The organism is Burkholderia stabilis, assembly GCF_001742165.1.
Classification (GTDB): domain Bacteria; phylum Pseudomonadota; class Gammaproteobacteria; order Burkholderiales; family Burkholderiaceae; genus Burkholderia; species Burkholderia stabilis.
The window spans coordinates 1,090,637-1,112,592 of record NZ_CP016444.1 but is presented as its reverse complement, the minus strand read 5'-3'; the positions used below and the strand labels follow the sequence as shown (position 1 = coordinate 1,112,592).

The 21,956-nt window shown below is 57.9% G+C and carries 15 protein-coding genes and 6 pseudogenes; 12 read left to right on the top strand and 9 right to left on the bottom strand.

Annotated features, from left to right (window positions below; translation table 11 throughout):
- Positions 1 to 111: 111 nt before the first annotated feature.
- Together BBJ41_RS37430 and BBJ41_RS37425 are read left to right on the top strand one after the other, a co-directional pair.
- A pseudogene (locus tag BBJ41_RS37430) lies at positions 112 to 477 on the top strand (DUF4158 domain-containing protein); the annotation flags it as partial.
- 53 nt (positions 478 to 530) lie between these two features.
- Positions 531 to 1,550, top strand: a complete 1,020-nt coding sequence (locus BBJ41_RS37425; RefSeq protein ID WP_069751280.1) for an acyltransferase family protein — start codon at positions 531 to 533, stop codon at positions 1,548 to 1,550.
- A gap of 9 nt (positions 1,551 to 1,559) precedes the next feature.
- On the opposite strand, the pseudogene BBJ41_RS41825 reads toward BBJ41_RS37425, so the two are convergent.
- From BBJ41_RS41825 to BBJ41_RS42170, 4 genes and pseudogenes are all read right to left on the bottom strand, one after another.
- Positions 1,560 to 1,817: pseudogene (locus tag BBJ41_RS41825) on the bottom strand (hypothetical protein); the annotation flags it as partial.
- 15 nt (positions 1,818 to 1,832) lie between these two features.
- Positions 1,833 to 2,045 (bottom strand): annotated as a pseudogene (locus BBJ41_RS41820) (ISNCY family transposase); the annotation flags it as partial.
- Positions 2,046 to 2,168: 123 nt separating this feature from the next.
- Complete coding sequence (locus BBJ41_RS37420; protein ID WP_069751279.1) at positions 2,169 to 3,335, bottom strand: porin; 1,167 nt, start codon at positions 3,333 to 3,335, stop codon at positions 2,169 to 2,171.
- A gap of 213 nt (positions 3,336 to 3,548) precedes the next feature.
- Positions 3,549 to 4,058: pseudogene (locus BBJ41_RS42170) on the bottom strand (helix-turn-helix domain-containing protein).
- A gap of 182 nt (positions 4,059 to 4,240) precedes the next feature.
- Here BBJ41_RS42170 and BBJ41_RS37410 point away from each other — a divergent pair.
- Complete coding sequence (locus BBJ41_RS37410) at positions 4,241 to 5,233, top strand: IS5-like element ISBmu2 family transposase (RefSeq protein ID WP_006412423.1); 993 nt, start codon at positions 4,241 to 4,243, stop codon at positions 5,231 to 5,233.
- Positions 5,234 to 5,573: 340 nt separating this feature from the next.
- On the top strand, positions 5,574 to 5,936 hold the full coding sequence (locus BBJ41_RS37405) for a hypothetical protein (RefSeq protein ID WP_069751277.1): 363 nt from the start codon (positions 5,574 to 5,576) through the stop codon (positions 5,934 to 5,936).
- Here BBJ41_RS37405 and BBJ41_RS41815 read toward each other — a convergent pair.
- Both BBJ41_RS41815 and BBJ41_RS37400 read right to left on the bottom strand, forming a co-directional pair.
- Complete coding sequence (locus tag BBJ41_RS41815) at positions 5,922 to 6,149, bottom strand: phage baseplate assembly protein V (protein ID WP_418222327.1); 228 nt, start codon at positions 6,147 to 6,149, stop codon at positions 5,922 to 5,924. The two genes, BBJ41_RS37405 and BBJ41_RS41815, sit on opposite strands and share 15 nt — an antisense overlap.
- Positions 6,150 to 6,404: 255 nt before the next feature.
- Complete coding sequence (locus BBJ41_RS37400) at positions 6,405 to 7,397, bottom strand: IS5-like element ISBmu2 family transposase (protein ID WP_006412423.1); 993 nt, start codon at positions 7,395 to 7,397, stop codon at positions 6,405 to 6,407.
- A gap of 404 nt (positions 7,398 to 7,801) precedes the next feature.
- On the opposite strand from BBJ41_RS37400, the gene BBJ41_RS37395 reads away from it, so the two are divergent.
- The 8 genes from BBJ41_RS37395 (at position 7,802) to BBJ41_RS37360 (ending at position 16,634) form a co-directional block, all read left to right on the top strand.
- Positions 7,802 to 8,566 (top strand): TauD/TfdA family dioxygenase, encoded by a 765-nt coding sequence (locus BBJ41_RS37395; RefSeq protein WP_069751276.1) that lies wholly within the window; start codon positions 7,802 to 7,804, stop codon positions 8,564 to 8,566.
- A 152-nt stretch (positions 8,567 to 8,718) separates the two neighbouring features.
- On the top strand, positions 8,719 to 9,810 hold the full coding sequence (locus BBJ41_RS37390; protein ID WP_069746659.1) for an IS5 family transposase: 1,092 nt from the start codon (positions 8,719 to 8,721) through the stop codon (positions 9,808 to 9,810).
- Positions 9,811 to 10,045: 235 nt separating this feature from the next.
- A complete protein-coding gene (locus BBJ41_RS37385) occupies positions 10,046 to 11,209 on the top strand; it encodes an NAD/NADP octopine/nopaline dehydrogenase family protein (protein WP_069751275.1) in 1,164 nt (387 codons plus the stop codon).
- Positions 11,210 to 11,235: 26 nt separating this feature from the next.
- Positions 11,236 to 12,204, top strand: a complete 969-nt coding sequence (locus BBJ41_RS37380) for a phytanoyl-CoA dioxygenase family protein (protein ID WP_156815003.1) — start codon at positions 11,236 to 11,238, stop codon at positions 12,202 to 12,204.
- Positions 12,205 to 12,216: 12 nt separating this feature from the next.
- On the top strand, positions 12,217 to 13,128 hold the full coding sequence (locus BBJ41_RS37375) for a DapH/DapD/GlmU-related protein (RefSeq protein ID WP_249762091.1): 912 nt from the start codon (positions 12,217 to 12,219) through the stop codon (positions 13,126 to 13,128).
- Positions 13,100 to 13,933 (top strand): SDR family NAD(P)-dependent oxidoreductase, encoded by an 834-nt coding sequence (locus BBJ41_RS37370; protein WP_069751273.1) that lies wholly within the window; start codon positions 13,100 to 13,102, stop codon positions 13,931 to 13,933. Before BBJ41_RS37375 ends, BBJ41_RS37370 begins: the two co-directional genes overlap by 29 nt.
- Before the next feature lie 3 nt (positions 13,934 to 13,936).
- Complete coding sequence (locus BBJ41_RS37365) at positions 13,937 to 15,235, top strand: ATP-grasp domain-containing protein (RefSeq protein WP_069751272.1); 1,299 nt, start codon at positions 13,937 to 13,939, stop codon at positions 15,233 to 15,235.
- 181 nt (positions 15,236 to 15,416) lie between these two features.
- Entirely contained in the window at positions 15,417 to 16,634 is a 1,218-nt protein-coding gene (locus tag BBJ41_RS37360) for an MFS transporter (protein WP_069751271.1), read from the top strand.
- Here the strand turns inward: BBJ41_RS37360 and BBJ41_RS40105 are convergent.
- The 3 genes and pseudogenes from BBJ41_RS40105 to BBJ41_RS37350 form a co-directional block, all read right to left on the bottom strand.
- Positions 16,634 to 16,852 (bottom strand): annotated as a pseudogene (locus BBJ41_RS40105) (ISNCY family transposase); the annotation flags it as partial. The gene BBJ41_RS37360 and the pseudogene BBJ41_RS40105 overlap by 1 nt on opposite strands.
- Before the next feature lie 189 nt (positions 16,853 to 17,041).
- Positions 17,042 to 18,526, bottom strand: a pseudogene (locus tag BBJ41_RS37355) (ISNCY family transposase).
- 223 nt (positions 18,527 to 18,749) lie between these two features.
- Positions 18,750 to 21,686 carry a Tn3 family transposase gene (locus tag BBJ41_RS37350; protein WP_069751514.1) on the bottom strand — a complete coding sequence of 979 codons (2,937 nt, stop codon included), beginning with the start codon at positions 21,684 to 21,686 and terminating at the stop codon, positions 18,750 to 18,752.
- Between the last annotated feature and the right edge of the window lie 270 nt (positions 21,687 to 21,956).

Genomic DNA, 21,956 nt, shown 5'->3' with positions numbered 1-21,956 from the left:
CGTCGGTTTCATGTCGATCGCGGCGCGGATATCGGCGGTTGTTCGGAATAGGTTGATGAGTGATGGCGTCTGGGGCCGTTGGGACAGGGCACGTGTTCGTGCCCGCGACGACAACTTCGCGCCGGCGCTGAAATCACCCTGGACCAGTGGGAAGCTTATGGGCAGCGGGACCAGACCCATCGCGAACACGTGATCGAACTGCAGTCGGGTCTGCAGGCCCGTCCTCTTGCTGTCGCCAACTACCGCTCGGCCGTGCGGTCACTCGTCGATTTGGCGATGCAGACCGACAAGGGCATCGTACTCGCGCACGCGCTGATCGAACATTTGCGTCGACAGGCAATCCTGCTACCTGGAGCCGACGTCATCGAGCGCATCTGCGCCGAGGCGATTACGCGTGCGGCCCGCCGGATCTACAACGTTCTGATGGACCCGCTTTCTGATGAGCAGCGGCTGGGACATGGCCACAGACGCCATCTGGCTCACGATTTAACATTGTTACAATAGATTACTCGCAACCCGATGGCATTGTAATGAAGCACTCGAACAACTTCGACTTCTTGAGACTATTTGCGGCGTTCATGGTGCTGTACTCTCACCAACATGCCTTGTTGGGGCTGCCAGAGCCGGGGTTCGGAAATGGATTCTCATTCGGGTCAATCGGCGTCGCGGTTTTTTTCACCATTAGCGGCTATCTTGTGACGCAAAGCTGGGAACGCGATCCGCACATTCTTCGTTTCGCGATGAAGCGCTTCGTGAGAATCTGGCCTGGACTTTTTGTCGCCACCATGCTTGCGGCTTTCGTCTTGGGGCCGCTCGTGTCGCAGCTACCGGCTGCGGAATATTTCCAACACCCGTCGCTATTGAGCTACTTGAACAATCTTCGTTTGAGGATGACGTTCACTTTGCCCGGCGTCTTCGAACACAATCCGTATCCCGACGCCGTCAACGGATCGACGTGGACGATACCGCTCGAAGTTCGCTGGTACCTGTATCTCGTCATCGGCGGTGCACTGACGCTGATGCGCAGGCGCCAGATCGTACTCATTGCGGCAGTCCTGCTTGCCATTCATCACTTCGCTGTATATAAAGCCGAAATTAATCCTGTCAGGGCTTACAGCACGGATTTCGGTCTCTATTTTTGTGTTGGATCGCTGATGTGGCTGTACCGCGATAAATGGCAAATGCGGCGCCACACAGCAGTCGTGCTGGCCGCGCTCACTGGCACGTTGACGTATTTCGCCGGACAGACACTCCTGGGCGTATTGCTGCTCGTCGCCCCGATCGTCGTGATTTTCGGAGAAGCGTCTACGGCGTATCTCCGTCGCTTCGGCCGATTCGGCGATCTTTCCTACGGTGTCTATATCTATGCGTTCATCGTGCAACAGACGCTTGCCTGGTGTTTCGGACACAGCCTGCCATTCATCGCTTATCTTGCATTGACAACCGTTATTACGCTCGTGTGTGCGTGGCTGTCGTGGCACCTGATCGAGAAGCCTGCACTATCGCTCAAAAATGGCATTCCAACGCTCCAGCGGGCGGTGGCGCTCTGACGTCCGCATTCACGACTCGAAGGCATTGCGCCGCCACTTAGGCGGCGTCTGGAGTGCCAGCTCCGTACACCAGCAGAAGAGGGAGCAACCGGGTTTCGAGATTACCTCGTGGATGTCAGCGTGACGATCGACGCGAATACGAAGGTGGAGGAAGCTGTAGAGCCACGAGGGAGCCCGTTCAACCAACCAGCGGAAGTAGCCTAAGCCGCTGCCATGTTCGGGGCGGCGTCGCGCGATCGCTGACGATGCGGATCGGAATCGTAGCCGCACCTACGACGGCCTTGTCGATTCAGTTTGCGTGAAGTGCAGCATCATCAGCCGGCTCGTCGCATCGTCGACGTACACCAGCAGCGTGCAGGCCGGCGCCCGCTCCTCGAACCACCGATGGTCGCTGCCATCGATCTGGATCAGTTCGCCCAGGCACGCCCGGCGCGCTCGCGGCCGGTAGACCTTGGGCGGTCGTTGCCGGCGCGGAATCCAGAGCCTAGCCTCAAGAGTCGGAATTTTCCAACTAAGACCGAGGCGGAAATTGGGCTAGCCTCATCATCAGTCAACCACCAGCGGCATTCTTCTTTGCCGGAGCAATGCATCCACTACTCCGGGCTTCCGGGCCTGCGATTAGAAGCTGTGTCGCATGCCGACGTTGACTTGAACCTGGTTACCGCCCGATGCGGTATTACCAAAGTCGGCAACCGAAGCCTGAGCGCCCAGAGCATGGGCGTAGGCACCCACCGCGTATAGCGCGGTGCGCTTCGACAGTGCGTACGTAGCCCCCAGCGACACCTGGTTGATCGAAGCCATCGTGCGGCCTTCGGCAGCTTGCTTGGGCGTGGCTGCGGAACCGTAGACATACGTGTATCCGGTGGCCAGCGACAACGCCGGGGTGACCTGGTACTGCAGGAGGGCACCCACCACGTTGAAGTGAATCGACGGCTGGCCATCGTTGCCTTGATACTGAGCGTTCGAGTAGCGCACGCCAGCCGTGTACGGACCAATCTGGTATTGAGCCGCGATTTGAGCGATGCCCGCGCTCTTGAACGCATTGCCGCCGCTGTAACCCGAACTCGGATAGCCCAGCGTGGCGCCGAAATTCGGTTGTGCCGTGGCGTTCAACCACCCGTTCTCACCCTGGTTTGCGGCACGGAAGTAGCCACCGGCGACCGTCAGGCCACCTTGAGCATAGTTCGCCGCCACCGACCACGATTGACCCGAGCCCATGGCACCGGCAACACCGCCGAACGAGTACGCGCCTTCAGCCTGGAAACCGTTGATGATCGGCGAAATGTACTTCACGGCGTTGTTTTGATTCGTCGTGTTGTCGTTGTTGTCCACGTCGCCCGGGGTCGAGAATGTCGATGCCGAAATGGCGTCGCCCGTCAGGCCTTGAACCATTTCCGTCACGGCGTCGAGCTGGCGCCCCATGCGAAGGGTACCGTACCGATCGGAGGTAACGCCTACGTAGGCCTGGCGGTTGAACAGCGAACGCGTGGAACCAATGGGCCCCTGGCCGCCAATGCCACCGGTCGCAATGTTGAAACCATTTTCGATCTTGAATACAGCCTTGAGGCCGCCACCGAGGTCTTCCTCCCCCTTGAGACCCCACTTGTTCGACCCTGTGGCACCGCCATCGAGACCGAACCTCTCGTGGCCATTGATGTTGGAGGTGTAGCCGATACCCGCATCGAGCATGCCGTACAGGGTGATCGACGACTGTGCCATTGCTGCCGAAGATGCTGCGAAAGCGGCAACAGCGATAACGCTGACGTTGATTTTTTTGTATTTCATCTGTATTTCACTGTCAGGAGTGGTTTTTGGATTGATTGAACGGGTTACGTTGTATTCGAATGCAGATGGCGGCACACGACCTGCGTGTCGTCTCGGCCGCAACGACTGACGTCATATTCACAAAATCGGCATATTGAATTAAATTATTTCGCGATACTCGTAATGTTGCGCCGGGAAGCGCCATACATCTCGACCTGTCCGGCACTCCACCGATTAGAACAAGCGCGGCGTCCTTGCCTGGACGAAACCTACTCCCTTGCCCCCGTTGTTGCTCCAGCCTTACGGCGCCGCCGATTGATCATGTGCCGAATCGCCTGTTTGCAGCACAAACACCTTGTCTTCCAGCTCCAGCGAAACCTCACCGTCGATCACGTACAGGAACCCGCTCCTGCGTGGCGGCTTCCGGGACGCGTCTTGCCCGTAAACGTGCACAAGAGGATTCATTCGAATCGCCGTGTTCCCGTCCTATTCGCGATCCGGGCGAACAGATACGCCGAATCCGCAAAGCCGAAAAATTCGAGCTGATCACCGCGCCAAGCCGAACGTTCCCCCGATGGCATTTCGAAGAAGTACTGCATCGTCACGCCCAACGCCTGCGCAATACGCGTGAGCGAGGTCGGCGACGACGAAAGCGGACCACGCTCGACCTGCGACAAAATCCGGTCTGTAAATACCGGCTTCCATTGCAAGCGGATTGAGCACCCAGTTCAGCCGCTGACGAATTGCGTGGACCGTTTCGCCGATCGGCAATGCAGCCGGATCGCGCTCAGCAGGTGTAAAAACATATCAGGAACATAAATTGTCGTCAAAATTTGTTTGGGAAACGCTGATTTATTCGGCTCGGCGGTCATCGCAGACGTAGCCGAGGACGTTTAGAAGACAGCTCACGGAACGGACCCACGACGATGAAGAGGCAGATCGGCTTCGCGGAAGCGGAAATTGCAGGCAAGAAGCGAGTGACGAGGCGCCAACGCTTCCTGGAAGAGATGGAGAAGGTCGTTCCGTGGCAGCGCTTGCTGTCGGCCATCGAACCGCACTATCCGAAGGGCACGCGAGGTCGCCCGCCGATTGGCCTTGAGCGGATGCTGCGAATCTACTTCGTGCAACAGTGGTACGGACTGTCGGACGAAGGACTGGAAGACGCGCTGTATGACAGCATCACGCTGCGAGCCTTCGCCGGCATCGATCTGGCGATCGAGAACGTGCCTGATGCAACCACGCTGTTGAAGTTCCGGCGCCTGCTGATCGAACACGAACTGACACGGAAGTTGTTCGACGAGATTGGCATCTCGCTGTGCGAGCGTGGGCTGATGATGAAGGAAGGCACGCTGGTTGACGCGACGATCATTGAAGCGCCGCCGTCGACCAAGAATGCCGGGAAGAGCCGTGACCCGGAAATGCATCAAACGAAGAAGGGCAACGAATGGCACTTTGGCATGAAAGCCCACATTGGCGTCGACGCCGACTCGGGCCTGATTCACAGTGTGGTTGGCACGGCGGCCAACGTGTCGGATGTATCGCAAGCTCATGCCCTGCTGCACGGGCATGAAGAGCAGGTGTTCGCCGACGCGGGCTACATTGGCGTCGACAAGCGCGAGGAAATGGCGGGCAAGGCCGTGAAGTGGCACGTCGCTGCCAGGCGGGGAAAGATCAAGGCGATGCAAGAAGGAGCGCTGAAGGACCTGGTGATCGCGCTCGAGCGAACCAAGGCGCAGATCCGTTCGCGGGTTGAGCATCCGTTTCATATCGTCAAGAATCTGTTTCAGCATCGCAAGACCCGATACAAGGGCTTGGCCAAGAACACCGCGCAACTGTTCAGCCTGTTCGCTCTGGCGAATCTGGTGATTGCGCGAAATCTGTTGCGATCGGTCCATGGGAGCAGTCCGTCATGCGTATGAAAAATGCGAGCAGGGGAGGCTCGCTTACGCGCCAAATTCACTGAATTGAGCGCCGATTCGCTTCGTCATCCAGAAAATTTGAAGCCATCTCGCCTGCAACTTCGGAAGTTGGTCCATTGATCAGCGTTTCCTTTGATATAAGTTAATCTTGTTTGGTATTTTGCGCTTTACTGGAATTTCCTTTACAGGAATTGTCACCAGGACAAAGCGTCAGCGAGATCCGCGCCGTCACCCTGATGCACGATCAGACGAGAACCCGGTGTCGACCTGGAGCACCTGTGTGGCGACTGCAGACGGTCTCTATCCTCACTGGCATCGCAGGGAACCAGCGCGTTGAGACGTGACCGTCAAGCTTTTCAGCTACAAGGCGGCCAACGACGAAATCGAACTGAAGAACGTGGAGCACCAGCAGCACAAGAGGCTGAACAACCAGGCGGAGAATTCGCGCGAACAGGCGCGGGTGCGAGAGAAGGTGATGCGGCGTTTCAATTCAGCGCGCCAGAGCCGGCAGTTCACCTCGGTCGAGGGGCAGGTTGAGAACCTGTTCATGGGCTGCCGCTATCATCGCAATGCGACTCAAAAGCACGAGGCGTGCGCCCAGGTCGCGGCGACCCGGGAACGCGCTTCGTGCACCCGCTGGACAGCAGAAGCAGATTCACGGGTTTCGAATATGCCTCAGGGTGTCCGCTTACCGAACACGTAGACAATACTGGCGATCGCAATCGCCGTTCGCGAAGCCCGGTAGCACCTGATCGTCTTTGCACAACGGGAGGTAGCTGCCGCGCGTCGAGCCAGCCTCCGGCATCGCCGTGCGGATCCATGTCGTCGCTTTTGTATTGCGCTCGTTCCGGCTGCTCGATGTGCGGCCCCCCACGTAGTTGCCATCGTCAGTGAAGATTGCCCCTTCACTGCGCATCGCCCCGGGTGCGACGTCATGGTTTCGAAAACGAAATCCCCTCCATATGAACTCGCCGCAACAACGGCGATTCCGCCAGCCTCGCGTGGGTCGCATTGAATATATCGAAGTGGAATGGCACTAAGGAAACGCTGATCAATGGACCAACTTCCGAAGTTGCAGGCGAGATGGCTTCAAATTTTCTGGATGACGAAGCGAATCGGCGCTCAATTCAGTGAATTTGGCGCGTAAGCGAGCCTCCCCTGCTCGCATTTTTCATACGCATGACGGACTGCTCCCATGGACCGATCGCAACAGATTTCGCGCAATCACCAGATTCGCCAGAGCGAACAGGCTGAACAGTTGCGCGGTGTTCTTGGCCAAGCCCTTGTATCGGGTCTTGCGATGCTGAAACAGATTCTTGACGATATGAAACGGATGCTCAACCCGCGAACGGATCTGCGCCTTGGTTCGCTCGAGCGCGATCACCAGGTCCTTCAGCGCTCCTTCTTGCATCGCCTTGATCTTTCCCCGCCTGGCAGCGACGTGCCACTTCACGGCCTTGCCCGCCATTTCCTCGCGCTTGTCGACGCCAATGTAGCCCGCGTCGGCGAACACCTGCTCTTCATGCCCGTGCAGCAGGGCATGAGCTTGCGATACATCCGACACGTTGGCCGCCGTGCCAACCACACTGTGAATCAGGCCCGAGTCGGCGTCGACGCCAATGTGGGCTTTCATGCCAAAGTGCCATTCGTTGCCCTTCTTCGTTTGATGCATTTCCGGGTCACGGCTCTTCCCGGCATTCTTGGTCGACGGCGGCGCTTCAATGATCGTCGCGTCAACCAGCGTGCCTTCCTTCATCATCAGCCCACGCTCGCACAGCGAGATGCCAATCTCGTCGAACAACTTCCGTGTCAGTTCGTGTTCGATCAGCAGGCGCCGGAACTTCAACAGCGTGGTTGCATCAGGCACGTTCTCGATCGCCAGATCGATGCCGGCGAAGGCTCGCAGCGTGATGCTGTCATACAGCGCGTCTTCCAGTCCTTCGTCCGACAGTCCGTACCACTGTTGCACGAAGTAGATTCGCAGCATCCGCTCAAGGCCAATCGGCGGGCGACCTCGCGTGCCCTTCGGATAGTGCGGTTCGATGGCCGACAGCAAGCGCTGCCACGGAACGACCTTCTCCATCTCTTCCAGGAAGCGTTGGCGCCTCGTCACTCGCTTCTTGCCTGCAATTTCCGCTTCCGCGAAGCCGATCTGCCTCTTCATCGTCGTGGGTCCGTTCCGTGAGCTGTCTTCTAAACGTCCTCGGCTACGTCTGCGATGACCGCCGAGCCGAATAAATCAGCGTTTCCCTAAAGATGGAAAATACTTCGCGAGTCTCACGCCTCATATACATATTCCCATATCTTGTTTGACAGGAAATTCACGTCAACCCATTATCACGAAGCCAATTATCTGATTATACAAATCAGTCGACATTAATATGATTTAAAGCTGATCGCGAGAGAGGTCATGCCATGGGTGTATCGTTAAGAACAATCGATTTATCAGATGACGAATCCGATAAACTGCGATCCCTCGTAATACGAGTTCACGAGGATTGCCCGGGTCAAATACAAAGCAGGTACATCTCCAGGCTCGAAGCTTACGCAGATCAATTTCCGATACGCTTGAGCGATACATTCTGGGCAAACCCCGAACCCCTGCTTCTGAAGAATGTGCCATTCTTTTCCGACGTAGAGAGATCAAAGATTTTGGTCCTTTCCATTGGCGAGGCAATAGGAAAGTGTGCCGGCTATTCCGAATACAATCAGAGCTATATCACCGATATTCGCCCGACCCCGTTTTCCAAAGAATCCAGCAGCGGCACCGACTTGTTGTCGATGCACAATGATCTGACGTTCGCTTCCGACGACTGCCGCCCCGCCGCACTGGCGCTGGTCGCGCACATCGCGAAAGGGAACGTACCCAAGACTTTGCTCGCGCCGGCCGACGAGATCGAGTCGCTCCTCTCCGACGACGAGCGCGCGATTCTTTACGAGGACATCTTCGAAATTCGCTCGGGCGGCAAGCTGAGATGGCCGTGTGAGCAAGTACGGCGAATCGGCATATTCAATCACGATCCCGCTGGCCGCCTGCGTATTCGCATGAGTTTCGACAACATTCGCCCGATCTCGGATCTCGACGAATCGCAAACCAGGCGAGCGACAGCAGCGCTCAAACGCGTCACTGAAATTGCGCTTGAAATCGGAAGAAGAAAGGGCCATGTGATAGAACAAGGCCAGGCACTTCTGATTCCAAACGATTACGCCCTTCATGGACGAGATATTTTTGAGGATCCGAACTCGGAGCGCCTCCTCTTTCGTTCTTACATCATCAAGAAAGAAACAGCACACCGGCAAAATGGAAATACGATGCTGTCACTTCGATTTTGACTGATTTTTTAGTAAATAATTTTAATATTTTCGGTTTTTTGTCGCTCAAATTCAACGTCAGTTGATCGCATCTCCGCAGTCTAGCAGGTCGTTGAAATACCTCGCCCCATCCTGCAGGATGTAGTCACCCGAGATCAAGGAAGCGAAGGCAGATGCGAGGCGCGGACAGCTACAACGAATCATTGTTCAGCACGGTGAGGCTGGAGGAATTTGTGCCGCAGACACATCCGCTGCGTCAGATCCGGACATGGTTGAACGAAGCGCTATCGAAGATGGACGCGAAGTTCTCGGCGATGTACGAGGCGGACGTCAAGGGCGGTCGCCCGAGCATCGCGCCGGAGAAGCTGATGCGGGCGATGCTGCTGCAGGTGCTGTACAGCATCCGCAGCGAGCGGCAACTGGTTGAACAGATCTCGTACAACCTGCTGTTTCGATGGTTCGTGGGCCTGTCGATTGAGGATGCGGTGTGGAATCACTCGGTCTTCAGTAAGAACCGTGACCGGCTGCTCGAATTCGATGCGGTGACGGAGTTGTTCAACGCGACGGTGGAAACGGCGCAGAAACGGGGCCTGCTGTCAGGCGAGCACTTCAGCGTCGATGGCACGCTGATTCAGGCCTGGGCTAGCCACAAGAGCCTCCGCCGCAAGGACGGCAGCGACGACGACCGGCCGCCGGGCAACTGGCACGGCGAGACGCGCAGCAACGAAACCCACGAATCGAAGAGCGACGGCGACAGCCGTTTGTATCGAAAGAGCAATGTGGCGCCGGCTCTGCCGAGCTATCTCGGCCATGTGCTGACTGACAATCGGCACGGTCTGGTGGTCAATGTGCAAGCCAGCCGGGCGAATGGTCGGGCTGAACGCAACGTTGCGGCCGAGATGTTGCGGGACGTAGCACTAGCCGATCGACGCATCACGGTCGGCGCCGACAAGGGTTACGACACGCGGGGGTTCATCAAGGCCTGCCGGGACGCGAACGTGACGCCGCACGTGGCGCGGAATACGAAACGCAGCGGCGGTAGCGCGATCGACAAACGCACCACCCGGCATCTGGGCTACGCGTTGAGCCAGCGCAAACGGAAATGCATCGAGCAGTGCTTCGGCTGGGGCAAGACGATCGGGCCGCTGCGACAGGTCATGGTTCGCGGCCTGGAGAAAGTAGACCAACTGCTGACGCTGACGATGGCGGCCTACAACCTGACGCGGTTGAGATCGTTGGCCGCGTTGCGCCCGCAGAGCGCCTGATGCACCGGAATGGGCGCCGGGAAGCGCTCAACGTTGACCCATTCGCATTGAAATCGGCGCTTGAACTGAAATCGAACGCTTCTCGGTGATCACCGCGAACGGCGAAAGGGAAAATGCGTCAGGCTGAGAGGTATTTCAACGGCCTGCTAGTCTCAATCGCGCTCAGCCACATTTGTGGGTGCGATGATTTCCTGGTGCATTCAGACTATTCAAATACGAGAGTGAGGGCTTGAAAATGGAAAAGGTTATCATTATCGGCGGCGGTCATGTCGGACTGACGCTCGCCGTTGACTTGCACCAAAGACAGCACGAAACCCAACTCGAACCACATGTGGTACTGATTCGCGGAGAAAATCACCCTTTCTTCAATCAGGGGGCCAGCGAGATCGCCGTTGAAAACATCATCACTGGCGAGAAATCGGCACACGTCTTCCCGCAGGCCAACGTTCATACGCTCAATGGGGATGTCGGTTCACTGCTACGCGACAGTGCACTCGTCATCGTCACGGTGCCGGACATCCTGCCGGTGCGGGAACAGATCCTCGACTGGGTCAAGAAAAATGCGGCCGAACGAAATCCTGCGCTCGTCTTCGTGCGGGGCGGGCAGGGCGGACTGATCTATCTGCTTGCAAGGCACCGTGCCGACAAGGCGCTGAGCAATGCGTCGCTGATCCTCGTCGAAGACAGTTTCTACGGAACGCGATTCATCGCGAACAAGATCGAATTCAAAAGAAAGAAAAGAACCAACGTGGCGCTTGCCGGCCCGAATTCGGACAAGGGGCTTGCCTTGCTCAGAAGAGTGTTCTCCGGCCCGTCGATCGGGAAGGATTGGCATCAGTTCGTCCCGGTCCGTTCGCTCGATCTCCAGTTCGATCCGCTCGGGTACATCATTCATCTCGGGGTCGCCCTGGACGACAAAAACCTGGAAAGAACGCGTAGAGGCGACCGATATCTTCACTACAGCGAAGGCGTTCACGCCGAGAACTCGGAAAAACTCGAGGAACTGGACAAGGAGCGTGTCGCGCTCGCATCGCATTACGGCGCGAACACGCGCCTCTTTACGGACATGCTGGAGGAGCAATATGGGTTGCCACGGAAACCCACATTTCTCGAGACCATACAGGAGACGAAATCGATCTATCGATCGCGCTCTGCTGAATCCTTGATCGATCTGAAAGAAGGAAGAGTGTTGCAGGAAGACATTCCTGCGTTGCTGACGATCGACTGGCTGACGGAGCGAGCCGGGATCGATTTGCCGGCCACGCGCGCCCATACCCGGGAAGTCGTTCGTAAAGTCGAATCGCTCGGATTGAAACTGGACGCCTTCTCCGGCTACAGGCGCGAACTCGAGCACCTTTCGCTGAAGCGTTCCGACGTCATCGATTTGTTGACGGCTTGATCGACCGGATCTAATCGGGACTGAAAATGGCCAGTGCAAATAACCTGATTTCCCCCAATCAGCAAAGTATAGGGGCAAACCCAACAGCAGACGTAGCGCACTTCAAGCAACACGGCTTCTGTGCGATCCGGGAATTCATTCCGGAGAATATGATCGAACATCTGCGCGCAGTCATTGCAGATACCGCAAACGGCTCCACCTTCGATACGATAAAGAAAAACACATACAACACGGGAATCGACGATGCAAGCATCAGGTCGATGGTTCAGAATGATATTTTTGGATCGCTAATTGGTGCTCTCGGGTACGAGGACAGCGTCTTCACCGACGGCGTAATTTTCGAGACGGATTCAGATCTTTTTGGATTTGACTGGCATCTCGATATCACGAGCTTCAAGTACGTTTTCCCGCGTGACAATGCATTTTCGATCTGGGTAACGCTGGACCCCATCGACCCGGCGGTACAGGACGGCGGACTGACATTGCTCTCGACCTCGGCGTTTTCCGGGCGCGAGTTTTTCAACCTGCAGTCGACGGTAACGAGATCCCTGGTCGAGGGACGCTATGAGATACCGGATATCTTCAAGACGCTCCTGGGTCCGAAATATCGAACGGATGAGCAAAAGCGATTCAAGCGGCTGTTTCCATACATTCAGGCGCAGTTCCCGCATTTATTCAGCGACTCGATCTATATTTCGGGTTTCAGCCGGAACCTGTTCGACAGCGAGGGCATCTCCTTCGAACTCGCTCCGGGTGATGCGATCATTTTCGACAAGAATGTATTCCATCGCAGCAATGCGTTATTGCCGGGTTTTCTGAAGACGCGCCGTGCCTTCGTGCTGCGCTTCATCGAAGCCAAATCGCGATTCAATGAAATCAATGCGTCGAAAGCAGGGGGCGACGACGCCGTTCTCGTCGATCGCATGACACGCGGGCGCAGTCAGGGCGAGCATTTCGATCTGACGGACGCAACCCTGATAAAAGTGCCGAAGTAACGGAGACGGATGATGGCAGACAGTCTGGTCGTAAGAAAGCAGGGGCAACGCTATATCGATGTCGAATCGGGGAGGGCGATCGAAGCCTTCTATTCAGATGACAGTGCGGCGGGCCGTTCGTGCCTGGCAGAAAAGCACCAGCTCATCAGAGGCGAATCCTTCGATATCGAAGTCGACGTCGCAAATGATCCGATCGGAAGTACGGAGGACGCTTATCTGCGGCTGTTTCTCATTTCCAGCCGGGCAGCGAAGCCGAACAGCTTGCGGCTCGATGGAATTTTCGAAGCGCTGCCGATCGTCGCGTGGACATCGGCAGGCCCTGTGTTGCCCCACCTCGTGACCCGGTTACGCACGCTGATCGCCGCCGACTATCACCACCTCACCGTATTTTCCGTCGACAAATTTCCGCGAATGGTCGATTACGTCGTACCCGGCGCGGTGCGAATCGGTGACGCCGACCGGGTTCGCCTCGGCGCCCATCTTGCCGAAGGAACGACAGTCATGCACGAAGGCTTCGTCAACTTCAATGCCGGGACGCTCGGGAAGGCCATGGTAGAGGGACGTGTTACGCCAGGCGTGACGGTTGGAGAAGGCAGCGACGTCGGGGCAGGCTCGTCGATCATGGGCACGCTGTCCGGAGGAGGAAAAAGAATCAACTCGATTGGACGCGGCTCGCTGCTCGGCGCGAACGCCGGCATCGGAATCTCGCTCGGCGACAACTGCATTGTCGAAGCCGGCCTCTATGTCACGGCGGGAACCAAGGTCCGTCTTCCCGATGGCTCGGTCGACCATGCGCGAAATCTGTCCGGGCGGGACGGCCTGCTGTTCAGGCGCAACAGTCAGACCGGTGTGGTAGAGGCACTTCCTGTCAGCAAAGAAGGGTGGGGAGGAATCAATGACGCACTTCATTCAGGCAACGAATGAAACCCGCCGCTCGCAAAGCGGCTCCGACGCGCCACTGGCCCTGATCACCGGAGCATCGGGAGGCGTCGGCGGATCGTGCGCAAAAGCGCTCGCGGAGATCGGCTATGCGACGCTCGTCGTCGGGCGTCGCGCCGAAGAACTTCGAACCGTCACCGACGACATCAACCTGCGCTTCGGTGATTCTCGTCCCTGCACCGGATTCCAGGCGGATCTGGCGAAGCGGGAAGATATCAAGGCATTGCTTGCGCGGGTCGAATCGCTGAAGGCGCCGGAAATCTTCATCTCGGCAGCCGGTGTAACAAGCAATAGCACGGCTCGTTTCGACGATGACGAACTGGATGAGGTGATGGCCATCAACGCATTGGCGCCGATCTATCTGGCGCGAGGCATCGTCGGATTGATGGAGAAAGCGGATAAAGGCTACATCATCAACATCGCATCGCGGGCAGGAATTCAGGGGTTTTCCGACAAAGGTCTCTACGGCGCGTCGAAAGCCGCCACCATTCGGTATTTCGACGCTTTGTACGCGGGGAATCTGAACACCAATATTCGCGTCACTTCCATTTGTCCAGGCTGGATCAACACGCGAATGGCCACTGCCGGAGGCTGCCGGAAGGAGCCTGACGAAATACTGCAGCCTGACGACATATCGACGGCGATCGTCTGGCTCGTCTCGTCTCCTTCGCGCATCCGCATCCGCGAACTGGTCGTTGAAGCGGGGGGGCAGGGTGGAAGCTGTCGCGCAGGCATGAAACTGAAGGACCGTCGAATGAAAACGAAGTGCGTAACGCCGGAGAGGCACTAGAAGATGGCACATTGCTTGGTCATAGACTCCAACTTTGCCGGCATCAGATTGCTCGGCCGACTACTGAGGCGCGGCCATCGCGTGACGTTTCTCCGGCCTCCCGATGCGTTCTTTCAGACCGATGCCGACGCCCTGAAGATTCTGTCCGCCCTGGATCGGATCGTAGACATATCGGGCAGCCACGACACGCATACGGTGAGTCAGATCGTTCTGGGTGTCCATGCCGAAGATCCCGTCGACGCCATTTTCTGCGTCTTCGAGCGATCGATCGAAGCCGCGGCGTACTCGGCTGCGGCGATCAACGTACCCTTTACGTCTGTTGATGCCGTCCACACGGCGCGTCACAAGAACAAGACTCGCGAAGCGCTCGCAAGGGCCGGCCTGCCGACGGCCCGTTGTCGAACGGTCGGCACGTTCGACGAGGTGATCGAGTATGCGGCAACGACGCCGCTTCCGTTCGTCATCAAGCCGATCAGCGGCGTTTTCAGCAGCCTGGTCAGGGTTGTGCGATCGGAGCGGGAAGTGGTGACGCTCGCTGCCGACCTGAAATCGGAACTGTCTTTTCTCTCCGGCACGATCAGGGAATACATCGCTCGCGGCTTCATGATCGAGGACTACCTGCCGGGGACGCTCGTTTCCGTGGAGATCGGGCGACGCGGAGACCAATACTACGACTTCATGGTGTCCGGCCGATTTCGCGCAGCGAGTAACGAGGCGATTGAACTGGGCAGCTTCTTGCCCGCCCGCATTTCGGCGTCGGAAAAACAAGCCTGTTTCGCTTACGCCCGAAATGTGCTCGAAGCCATTGGCCTCGACGTGGGAATCTTCCATCTGGAGATGATCGTGACGCCGTCGGGGCCGTGCCTCGTCGAGGCGAACGCCCGGTTGATGGGCGGGATGCTGCCGTTTCTTTACGACTTTCTCACCGAGAGTTCGATTCACGAAGCGCTCATCGACATCGTCCTGGGAAATCCACTCACATTGCCGACAGTCAGTTCCCGACGCTCGGTCAGTTCGTTTGCCCTGAAGACGACCGAGCGCGGGGTTGTATCGCCCGACTTCGTCGCCCAGCCACCCGACGAGTTTCGAAGCGCATTGGCACGCTGCGATTTCTATGTTCAGGCGGGCCAGAAAATCGACGATCCCACCGTACTGGCTCGCTTGCAGGTCGTCGTGGACGACGGGCGCAACGCGGATGACGTCATTATCGAAATTTCCAGTCACGTTGCAAAAAAGCTCGGCGTGACGACGCTCGAGGCGGCACCTGGCGAGTGGATACAACCGGAATCCGCCGCGGTGTAAGCGGCTGTCAGGTGTTCACCGACAAACCGTCATGCGCCGGTCGCCCTTGCTCCCGGGACAACCGCGAGTCGTCCCGGGAGGGGCGCCGCTGCAAGTCGTGTGGGGTATGGCCAGGTATCGGAAACCTGTCGAACCGACGGAGACAGTCGACTGCGCTTCATACCGCAATCGATAGTTCGCGATGTCGGTCATGAGCAGGCGGCTTTCAGAATATCAGCGGGATGTCATGAGAAGACTTGTTCGTGTTCACCTCTCGGCGGCGGTCGGCATGTTCAGCCAGGCCAGCGTGCTTCTGGCGCTTTCACCGGCGTTATTTACGAAATATCAATCCGCGACGCTGGCGTCGATCGCCTTTTCGACGGTCTGGTTTCCAGCTTTGTGTCTGGTTCCACTCTCGCACCGGATCATGACGAGGTTTCGGCTTCGGCGGCTCTATCTTGTCAGCGAACTGCTGGGAGCGGTGGTATTGGCGATGGCGGGGACGTTATTTGACTCGAACGCGTTCCTTGCGTTGGCCATGCTGTTCGTACGTGGATTTTTTGGTGCGATTTCATATACCGCTGCAACGCTGTATGTCAAAGGCGCTGCCGAGCCTGAAATTGTGCGCAAGGAAATCAGTGCATTCGAAGCCAGTCGACTTGTCGGATCGATGCTCTCTTCCGTTGCGGGTTGGGTGACGCTGAACCAGGTCGGCTTTCAGACTGTTTGCCTGACGGCCGCGTGCGTATCCGTGGTTGGCGCCGCCATTTCATTGACCTGGCAGAGGGAGGTCTCGATCGACGACACGCAGTCCCGTTTTGTCGGGAAGCAGGCAACGTGGCTGAATGCGCTGGCGCCAAGCGTGGCCATGCTGCTACTTTTGCTCAGTACCGTCCCGTTGCAGGCATTCCATCATGCCGCGCGCACACCGCTTGCGGTTGAATATCTCGATCTGGGCGTGCGGGGAGTGGCAATCGTCGTGCTGGTGAACACGGTCTCGGTGGCGGCAGGCGCATGGTTTGCCTCCTTTGCGATTCCCACGCTGGAGAAATATGGGCACTGGATCTACGTCATCCTGAACACGGTTTCCGGATTGTTGATGGTCACCACGCCGGTCCTGCGCAACCCCGTGATCTGTCTGTCGGCATATGGCGCGTATCTGTTCGTCTTTCAGGTTTGTTATACCGCGATCAATAGCGCCATGATCGCCGACGCTTCCGCTTCGGCAGCAACCATCCTTGTGCCTGTCAGGGCCGGCATCGTGCAAGCGGCACTCCTGGTATTCGCGCCGACGTTGGGTGTCATCGCGGACCGAGGTGGCCTGGAAGCGGCATCTTTGCTGGCGGCAGTGACCGCTGTTGGCCTCGCGGCCGGTGTCGTCCTGGCGAAACCGAGGGGCGTGCCGAATACGTTGGCTTAGACGGTCAGGGCACGTAACGCCAGTCCATCGTCGAGCTTGCGGTTGCCTGATCGATCGCGATGACCCGAAGCCACACCGCCGGGCCCGTGCTCTCGATATCGGATGACCAGTCGTTCCGCTGCACGCCAGGGCTTGAGCTTGCCGCCCGTCACGCCCTGAATGACCTTGAATCGGTCCAGTTCGCGCATCGTCATGGTGATCGTCCCAGTCGCGTTCATCGCCGGCGCTCCCAAGGGTGCAGGCGATCAACCTACAGGCCAAAACACGACATTTTTATTTAGCGGAAACGCGACATCTGAACTTGGGACCCACACCCAATGTCGTATCCATTTCAAGATGTCGTGGCGCCAGCTAAATAGAAATGTCGTGTTTTCAGGGGTTCAGGATTTGTTTCTCATGGACTTCGATCACGCAGTGTCGAAGATTTGGTCCTGATCGAGCAGGGCGCTTGCGCTTACCGCGTTGGCCTTCGCAGGCCGCCGGCCAGGTTTGCGGGGTTGGTTCTGTGCCTGTCGGTGTTCGGCGAGATCAACGATCACCTGCTCGACGTCGGCCTGCGTGAATGCACGTTGCTTCTTGGTGCCGACGGGTTGCTTTGAACCGCGCACGGCTTGACCTTGATTGGTTCGCGACGGCGATCCGGATGCTCGACGATTGTCGCGTTGCGCCTGAATCGCTTGCGACACTTGCAGCACGTGACTCAGTCGTTTTTGCTCGATCACCGCACCTTGATCGACCTCCGCCAACTTGTCGTAAATGCGGCAAGACAGGACTTTTCCATCGGCTCGGATTTCGATTCGCCCGTCCGGGTACTCCCATACATCGATATAGCGGTGAATCAGCTTCCGGTTGACCGGTGCGTCGTCCAGCAAGTAAAGCACTCGGTCGTGCAGAACAGTCAGCGATTTCGATACCCGACGTGTTTCGCGTCAGGTCAACACCGTGTTCAGATCCTCGTCATCTCGCAGCGGCCGATGCGCGTTGAAATCGCTCTTCGGCGGCTTCGCGAAGCGTGCGTTGTAAGCAGCGATGAAGGAGGGCGCATAAGCGTTGGCCTCGTTGACCGTGCTGATGCCGCGCAATCTCAACTCCTTGACCAGCCGATCCTGCAGCGTCAGGTGCGCACGCTCGACGCGCCCCTTGGCCGAGCTGCTGTTCGCACAGAACGTATCGATGTTCAACTCGAACATCGCCCGGCCAAAGTGCGTCACGCTGCTGCCGGTTTTGCTCGCGGTCGTGCTGCGAAATACGCTGGCTTTGTCGCTGTAGAACGCCCCAGGTTTGCCGTGCCGGTTGATGTACGCGCGCGTCGCTTCGAAGTAGCTGAAGGTCGATTCGGTTTGCGTGAAGTGCAGCATCATCAGCCGGCTCGTCGCGTCATCCACGTACACCAGCAGCGTGCAGGCCGGCGCCCGTTCCTCAAACCACCGATGATCGCTGCCATCGATCTGGATCAATTCACCCAGGCAGGCCCGGCGCGCTCGCGGCTGATAAACCTTCGGCGGACGCTGCCGGCGCGGCACCCATAAACCTGCCTCCGTCATCAGCTTCCTGACCGTCTCCTTGGCCAGCCGGATACCGTGGCATTCCCACAGCTTCTCGCAGGCCAATGTCGGTCCGAAATCGGCGTAGCGATCGCGGATGATCGACAGCGCCCGGTCGGCGTCTCCTGGGTCCAGACGGCGGTTGCCGGGCTTCGCGCGGTGTCCCGACACCAAACCCGCCGGACCGTGCTCACGCAGCCGGGCGACCAGCCGGCGAATCTGCCGTGTCGTCAATTCCAGCCGTTCCGCTGCACGCCATGGCTTGAGCTTGCCGTCCGCCACGTCTTGAATGACCTTGAACCTGTCCAGCTCGCGCATCGTCATCGTGATCCGCTCCGTTGCAGCCATCGCAGCCTCCGGCGCCGGACACCGGGGTGCCTTTGATTTCCATGCACTTTTCCGGTTAGACGCCTTTAGGCCTGGCAAGGCCTTGCCTTGCGGCCCTAAATAATTATCCCGATAAAACAATGGGTTAGTGTCTACCCTTCGCCAACGAAGTAAAGGGCGTCTCCGAACGTGGCTATATCGAAGATGAGTGCTCCCTCGACCGGCATTGCCAGTTCCCCCGGCGTTAGGCGCGCCGACTGGTTGACGGAATGGGGTCCTCGGCCGTGATGCTCGGCATGATCCGTTTTGCGTACAGTGCCACGGGAAAGTTGAAGGTGCCGCGCAAGTTGATGCCCTCGATATGAGTGGGGGCGATTCGCCTGAGCTGCTCGGTTGCGATCGACTGCCCCCGGCTGGCTTCGATGTCCTCCAGGGCTCGTTGCATGTGGGTGGTGTTCCAAGCCATCAAGATGTTCGAGAGCAAGGTCAACGCCGATGACACCGCGGCTAGTGATTCTTGGCGCCGAGCAAGCTCCGCCGGAATGCGACCGATGTGAATTGCGCGTTGCACGGTATGCACCGCTTCTCCCCGATTCAGCGCATGTTGCAACTCCGACCGGAACGAAGCATTGGTGAAGTAGTCGATCAAAAAGATACTTCTGAACAAGCGGCCGATGTGTACGCCGCAATCGTACACAGCCTGACCTCGAGCAGCCGAGCCGAATCTCGCGATCGCTTCGACAGCTGTGCATTGGCCAGAGTGGATCGAGGCGACGATCCTAACGAATTCGTCCCACACGTCGACGATGAGACCGAGGCGGACGTCCCGATCCGTGACCGCTGCAAGCCGCGCCGGTACCACCTGACTGCGAGGCACGTGGAGACGTCGGTCACGAAGGTGTGACAGGCGAGGGCATAAATCAAAGCCAAGTGCCCGGGACACACCCATCGCGAAATCGGTGTAGCCGTGCGTATCGACAGCGAGTTGAGCGATGTCCTTGGTGGCGCTTTGCCGGACGACGCCCTCGATTGCGACACCTGCCTGCCGCTCATTCAGGACGATGGGTTGGTCGTAGAAGATGCCCCAACGATCCAGCACATGCGTGTACATCCCAATGGATGGAGTCCGGCGACGAGGGTCTGCACGCGCTCGCCAGATCGTCCGGGTTGTCTCCAGCGACATCATGTCAGACGATGCAAGATCGGCTCGGCCCCAGTGGGCGGCGATCGGGTGTTCGTGCATGAATTCAAGGACGGCATCGGCAGCTGCACGCAGCATTCGTTCGTCCGCGAGACGCTTCATCATTTGACGAATCGCTTCGGTTGACACTTCCGGGACCATCCGAGAAATATCAGCAGCCGTCAGAGAGGTGCCGTGAGCCAGTATCGCCGAATACACCATCAGTAACTCGGTGCGTGACCGCGGCTCGCGTCCAAGCAGGATCCAACTGAAGCGTGTCGCACTATCGACCTCGAGGATGATCTCGGGAAATTGGCCTGGCGGATGAGCTTCGAAGATCTGACGGCGAAGTTGATCGGCTTGTGCGTCTGGATCCTGCGCAGCCATCGGGTCGAGGTGGACAGCAGAATCAACACGGATCGAACCATTGACCACGGCATCATCGAGTAGTGCGAGGCGCTGTTCGAGCTGTTCAAGGATTGGTCCGAGAAATTCGTTCGGATCTTGGGGCAGGCCGAGGTGTCCATAGTGATTGTTACGCTTTGCCTTCCACTGCTCGGCCGAGATCAGCATATGCGACTGACTTCTGAACGAGAAGCTGTGGCCGATGAAAACCGAGCCGTTGCGCAGAGCGACACGGAGCGCAAAGAGCGTGGCCCACTCGAAGGCAACCATGGCCCGAAGCCGATCGTAGCCATCGATCGCCTCGCGCCACGCGCGCCCAAGCCTGATATTGACCCCGTCGGGTAGAAGATAAGCGCGACGTCGATATAGCACACGTAATAGCAAGAGAGCATCGATTACAGGATGAGCACCCTCGGCCTCGAACGGCAGCTGTACGATCCGATTCAAAAGGTTACGGGCGTAGTACCGCTTTCGGACCAGGCACTGCCGGATCTGGCTCCGACGGCTGGTGGGATGCGGTTGCAAAACATCATCTGCAAGCAGGCAAAGCTTCTCACCGAGCTGTTCGCGCGAGAGGGTTTCATCATTGGCGAGTGCTTTGACGGCAAGCGCGAACTCGCGGAGTTGATCCGCGGCCTTCATCCGCATCGCGTCCACTTCGCGCGACGTGTCGTTGACAACCTTCAGTACCCATCTCCGGAGCATCTCGAGTACCTGATCAGTCGCGATACAGAGGGAATACCGCATGAAACAGGCGGCTTCGATTCGTCGGCTTTGGGGTTCGATTCGCTTGCTGATCGATGGCGGGCGACTTGCGCAACGGCGGGCGTAGTGGCGCACCATGGCATCGTTGCATTCAACCGGCCAACGCGTTGCCACCTCGTACATTGTGAGCAAATTGACTTTGTCGAGGATCTCGCTCATCTGATGGGTCGAGTTGCGCAGCGGAACGGCCCACAGCCATCGCTGGAGACTTGAATGTTCTCCATGGGGCTGAGCCAGAACTCGCGCCCAACTCTCGAGTTTTTCCATACCAACAGCCTGCTCGAGCGCGCCGTGCAGTTGCCCCTCAATGTCGCGTACAGCCTGGACGACAAACTGCCTGAGCATGCGCTCCGGTGGTATCACGATGCGATGGTCGTAGAACCAACGTTTGAGATCGTTCGTCAACTGGCCGCGTTCCGGGCGGCCGGTGAGTTGTTCTTTGAGCCAACGGATGACATACCGACGTTGATGTTCCGCGACGGCGCGAAAATTGATGGCGCCCCGAGCAAAGCGCTGGTGGTCGGACAAGGTCTTGAGGTTGCCATCGTATAGGGAACGTAACGTGCCGAGATCTGGCGGTTTTACATTCAGCTGTCGACCAAGATGTCGCCAGAGAACCGTGGGGATCTGCTTGTACGAGCCGAGTGGCCGGCCGGTCATGCGCAGAAAGCCGATGTGCAACGCGACCGCGAGCCGAAAGAGATCGGTGCGTCTCGAATCAATGGCAACACGCTCCCGCTTGGAGAACGTGAAGAATGTGGCGAGCTCGAATTCGCTCAGCTCGCGCGGCACCTGCCGGATCCCGAGATAAGCCAATCGCCAGTGGTCCATCAGCGACTCCGCATCGATGACGAGAGCGGCCAAGCGTAGCGAGGCAAAAATTGAGGTGCTACGGGGAAAGTCGGGATGGCAGCTGTAGCCGCCGATCGCCTAAGAATGGTGTCAGAACGACGGCGAGTCGGGGCAAAAAACTGCGCGAGGGCCATCGTTGCGGTCGCGCAGAATGGTTGGCGAGTAGCTTGCTCGACGCAGTATTTTCTTGCGACCCTAAAAAATTGCTAGTTTAGCTTATGTCAAATTAATTCGGCATCCGAAATGAGA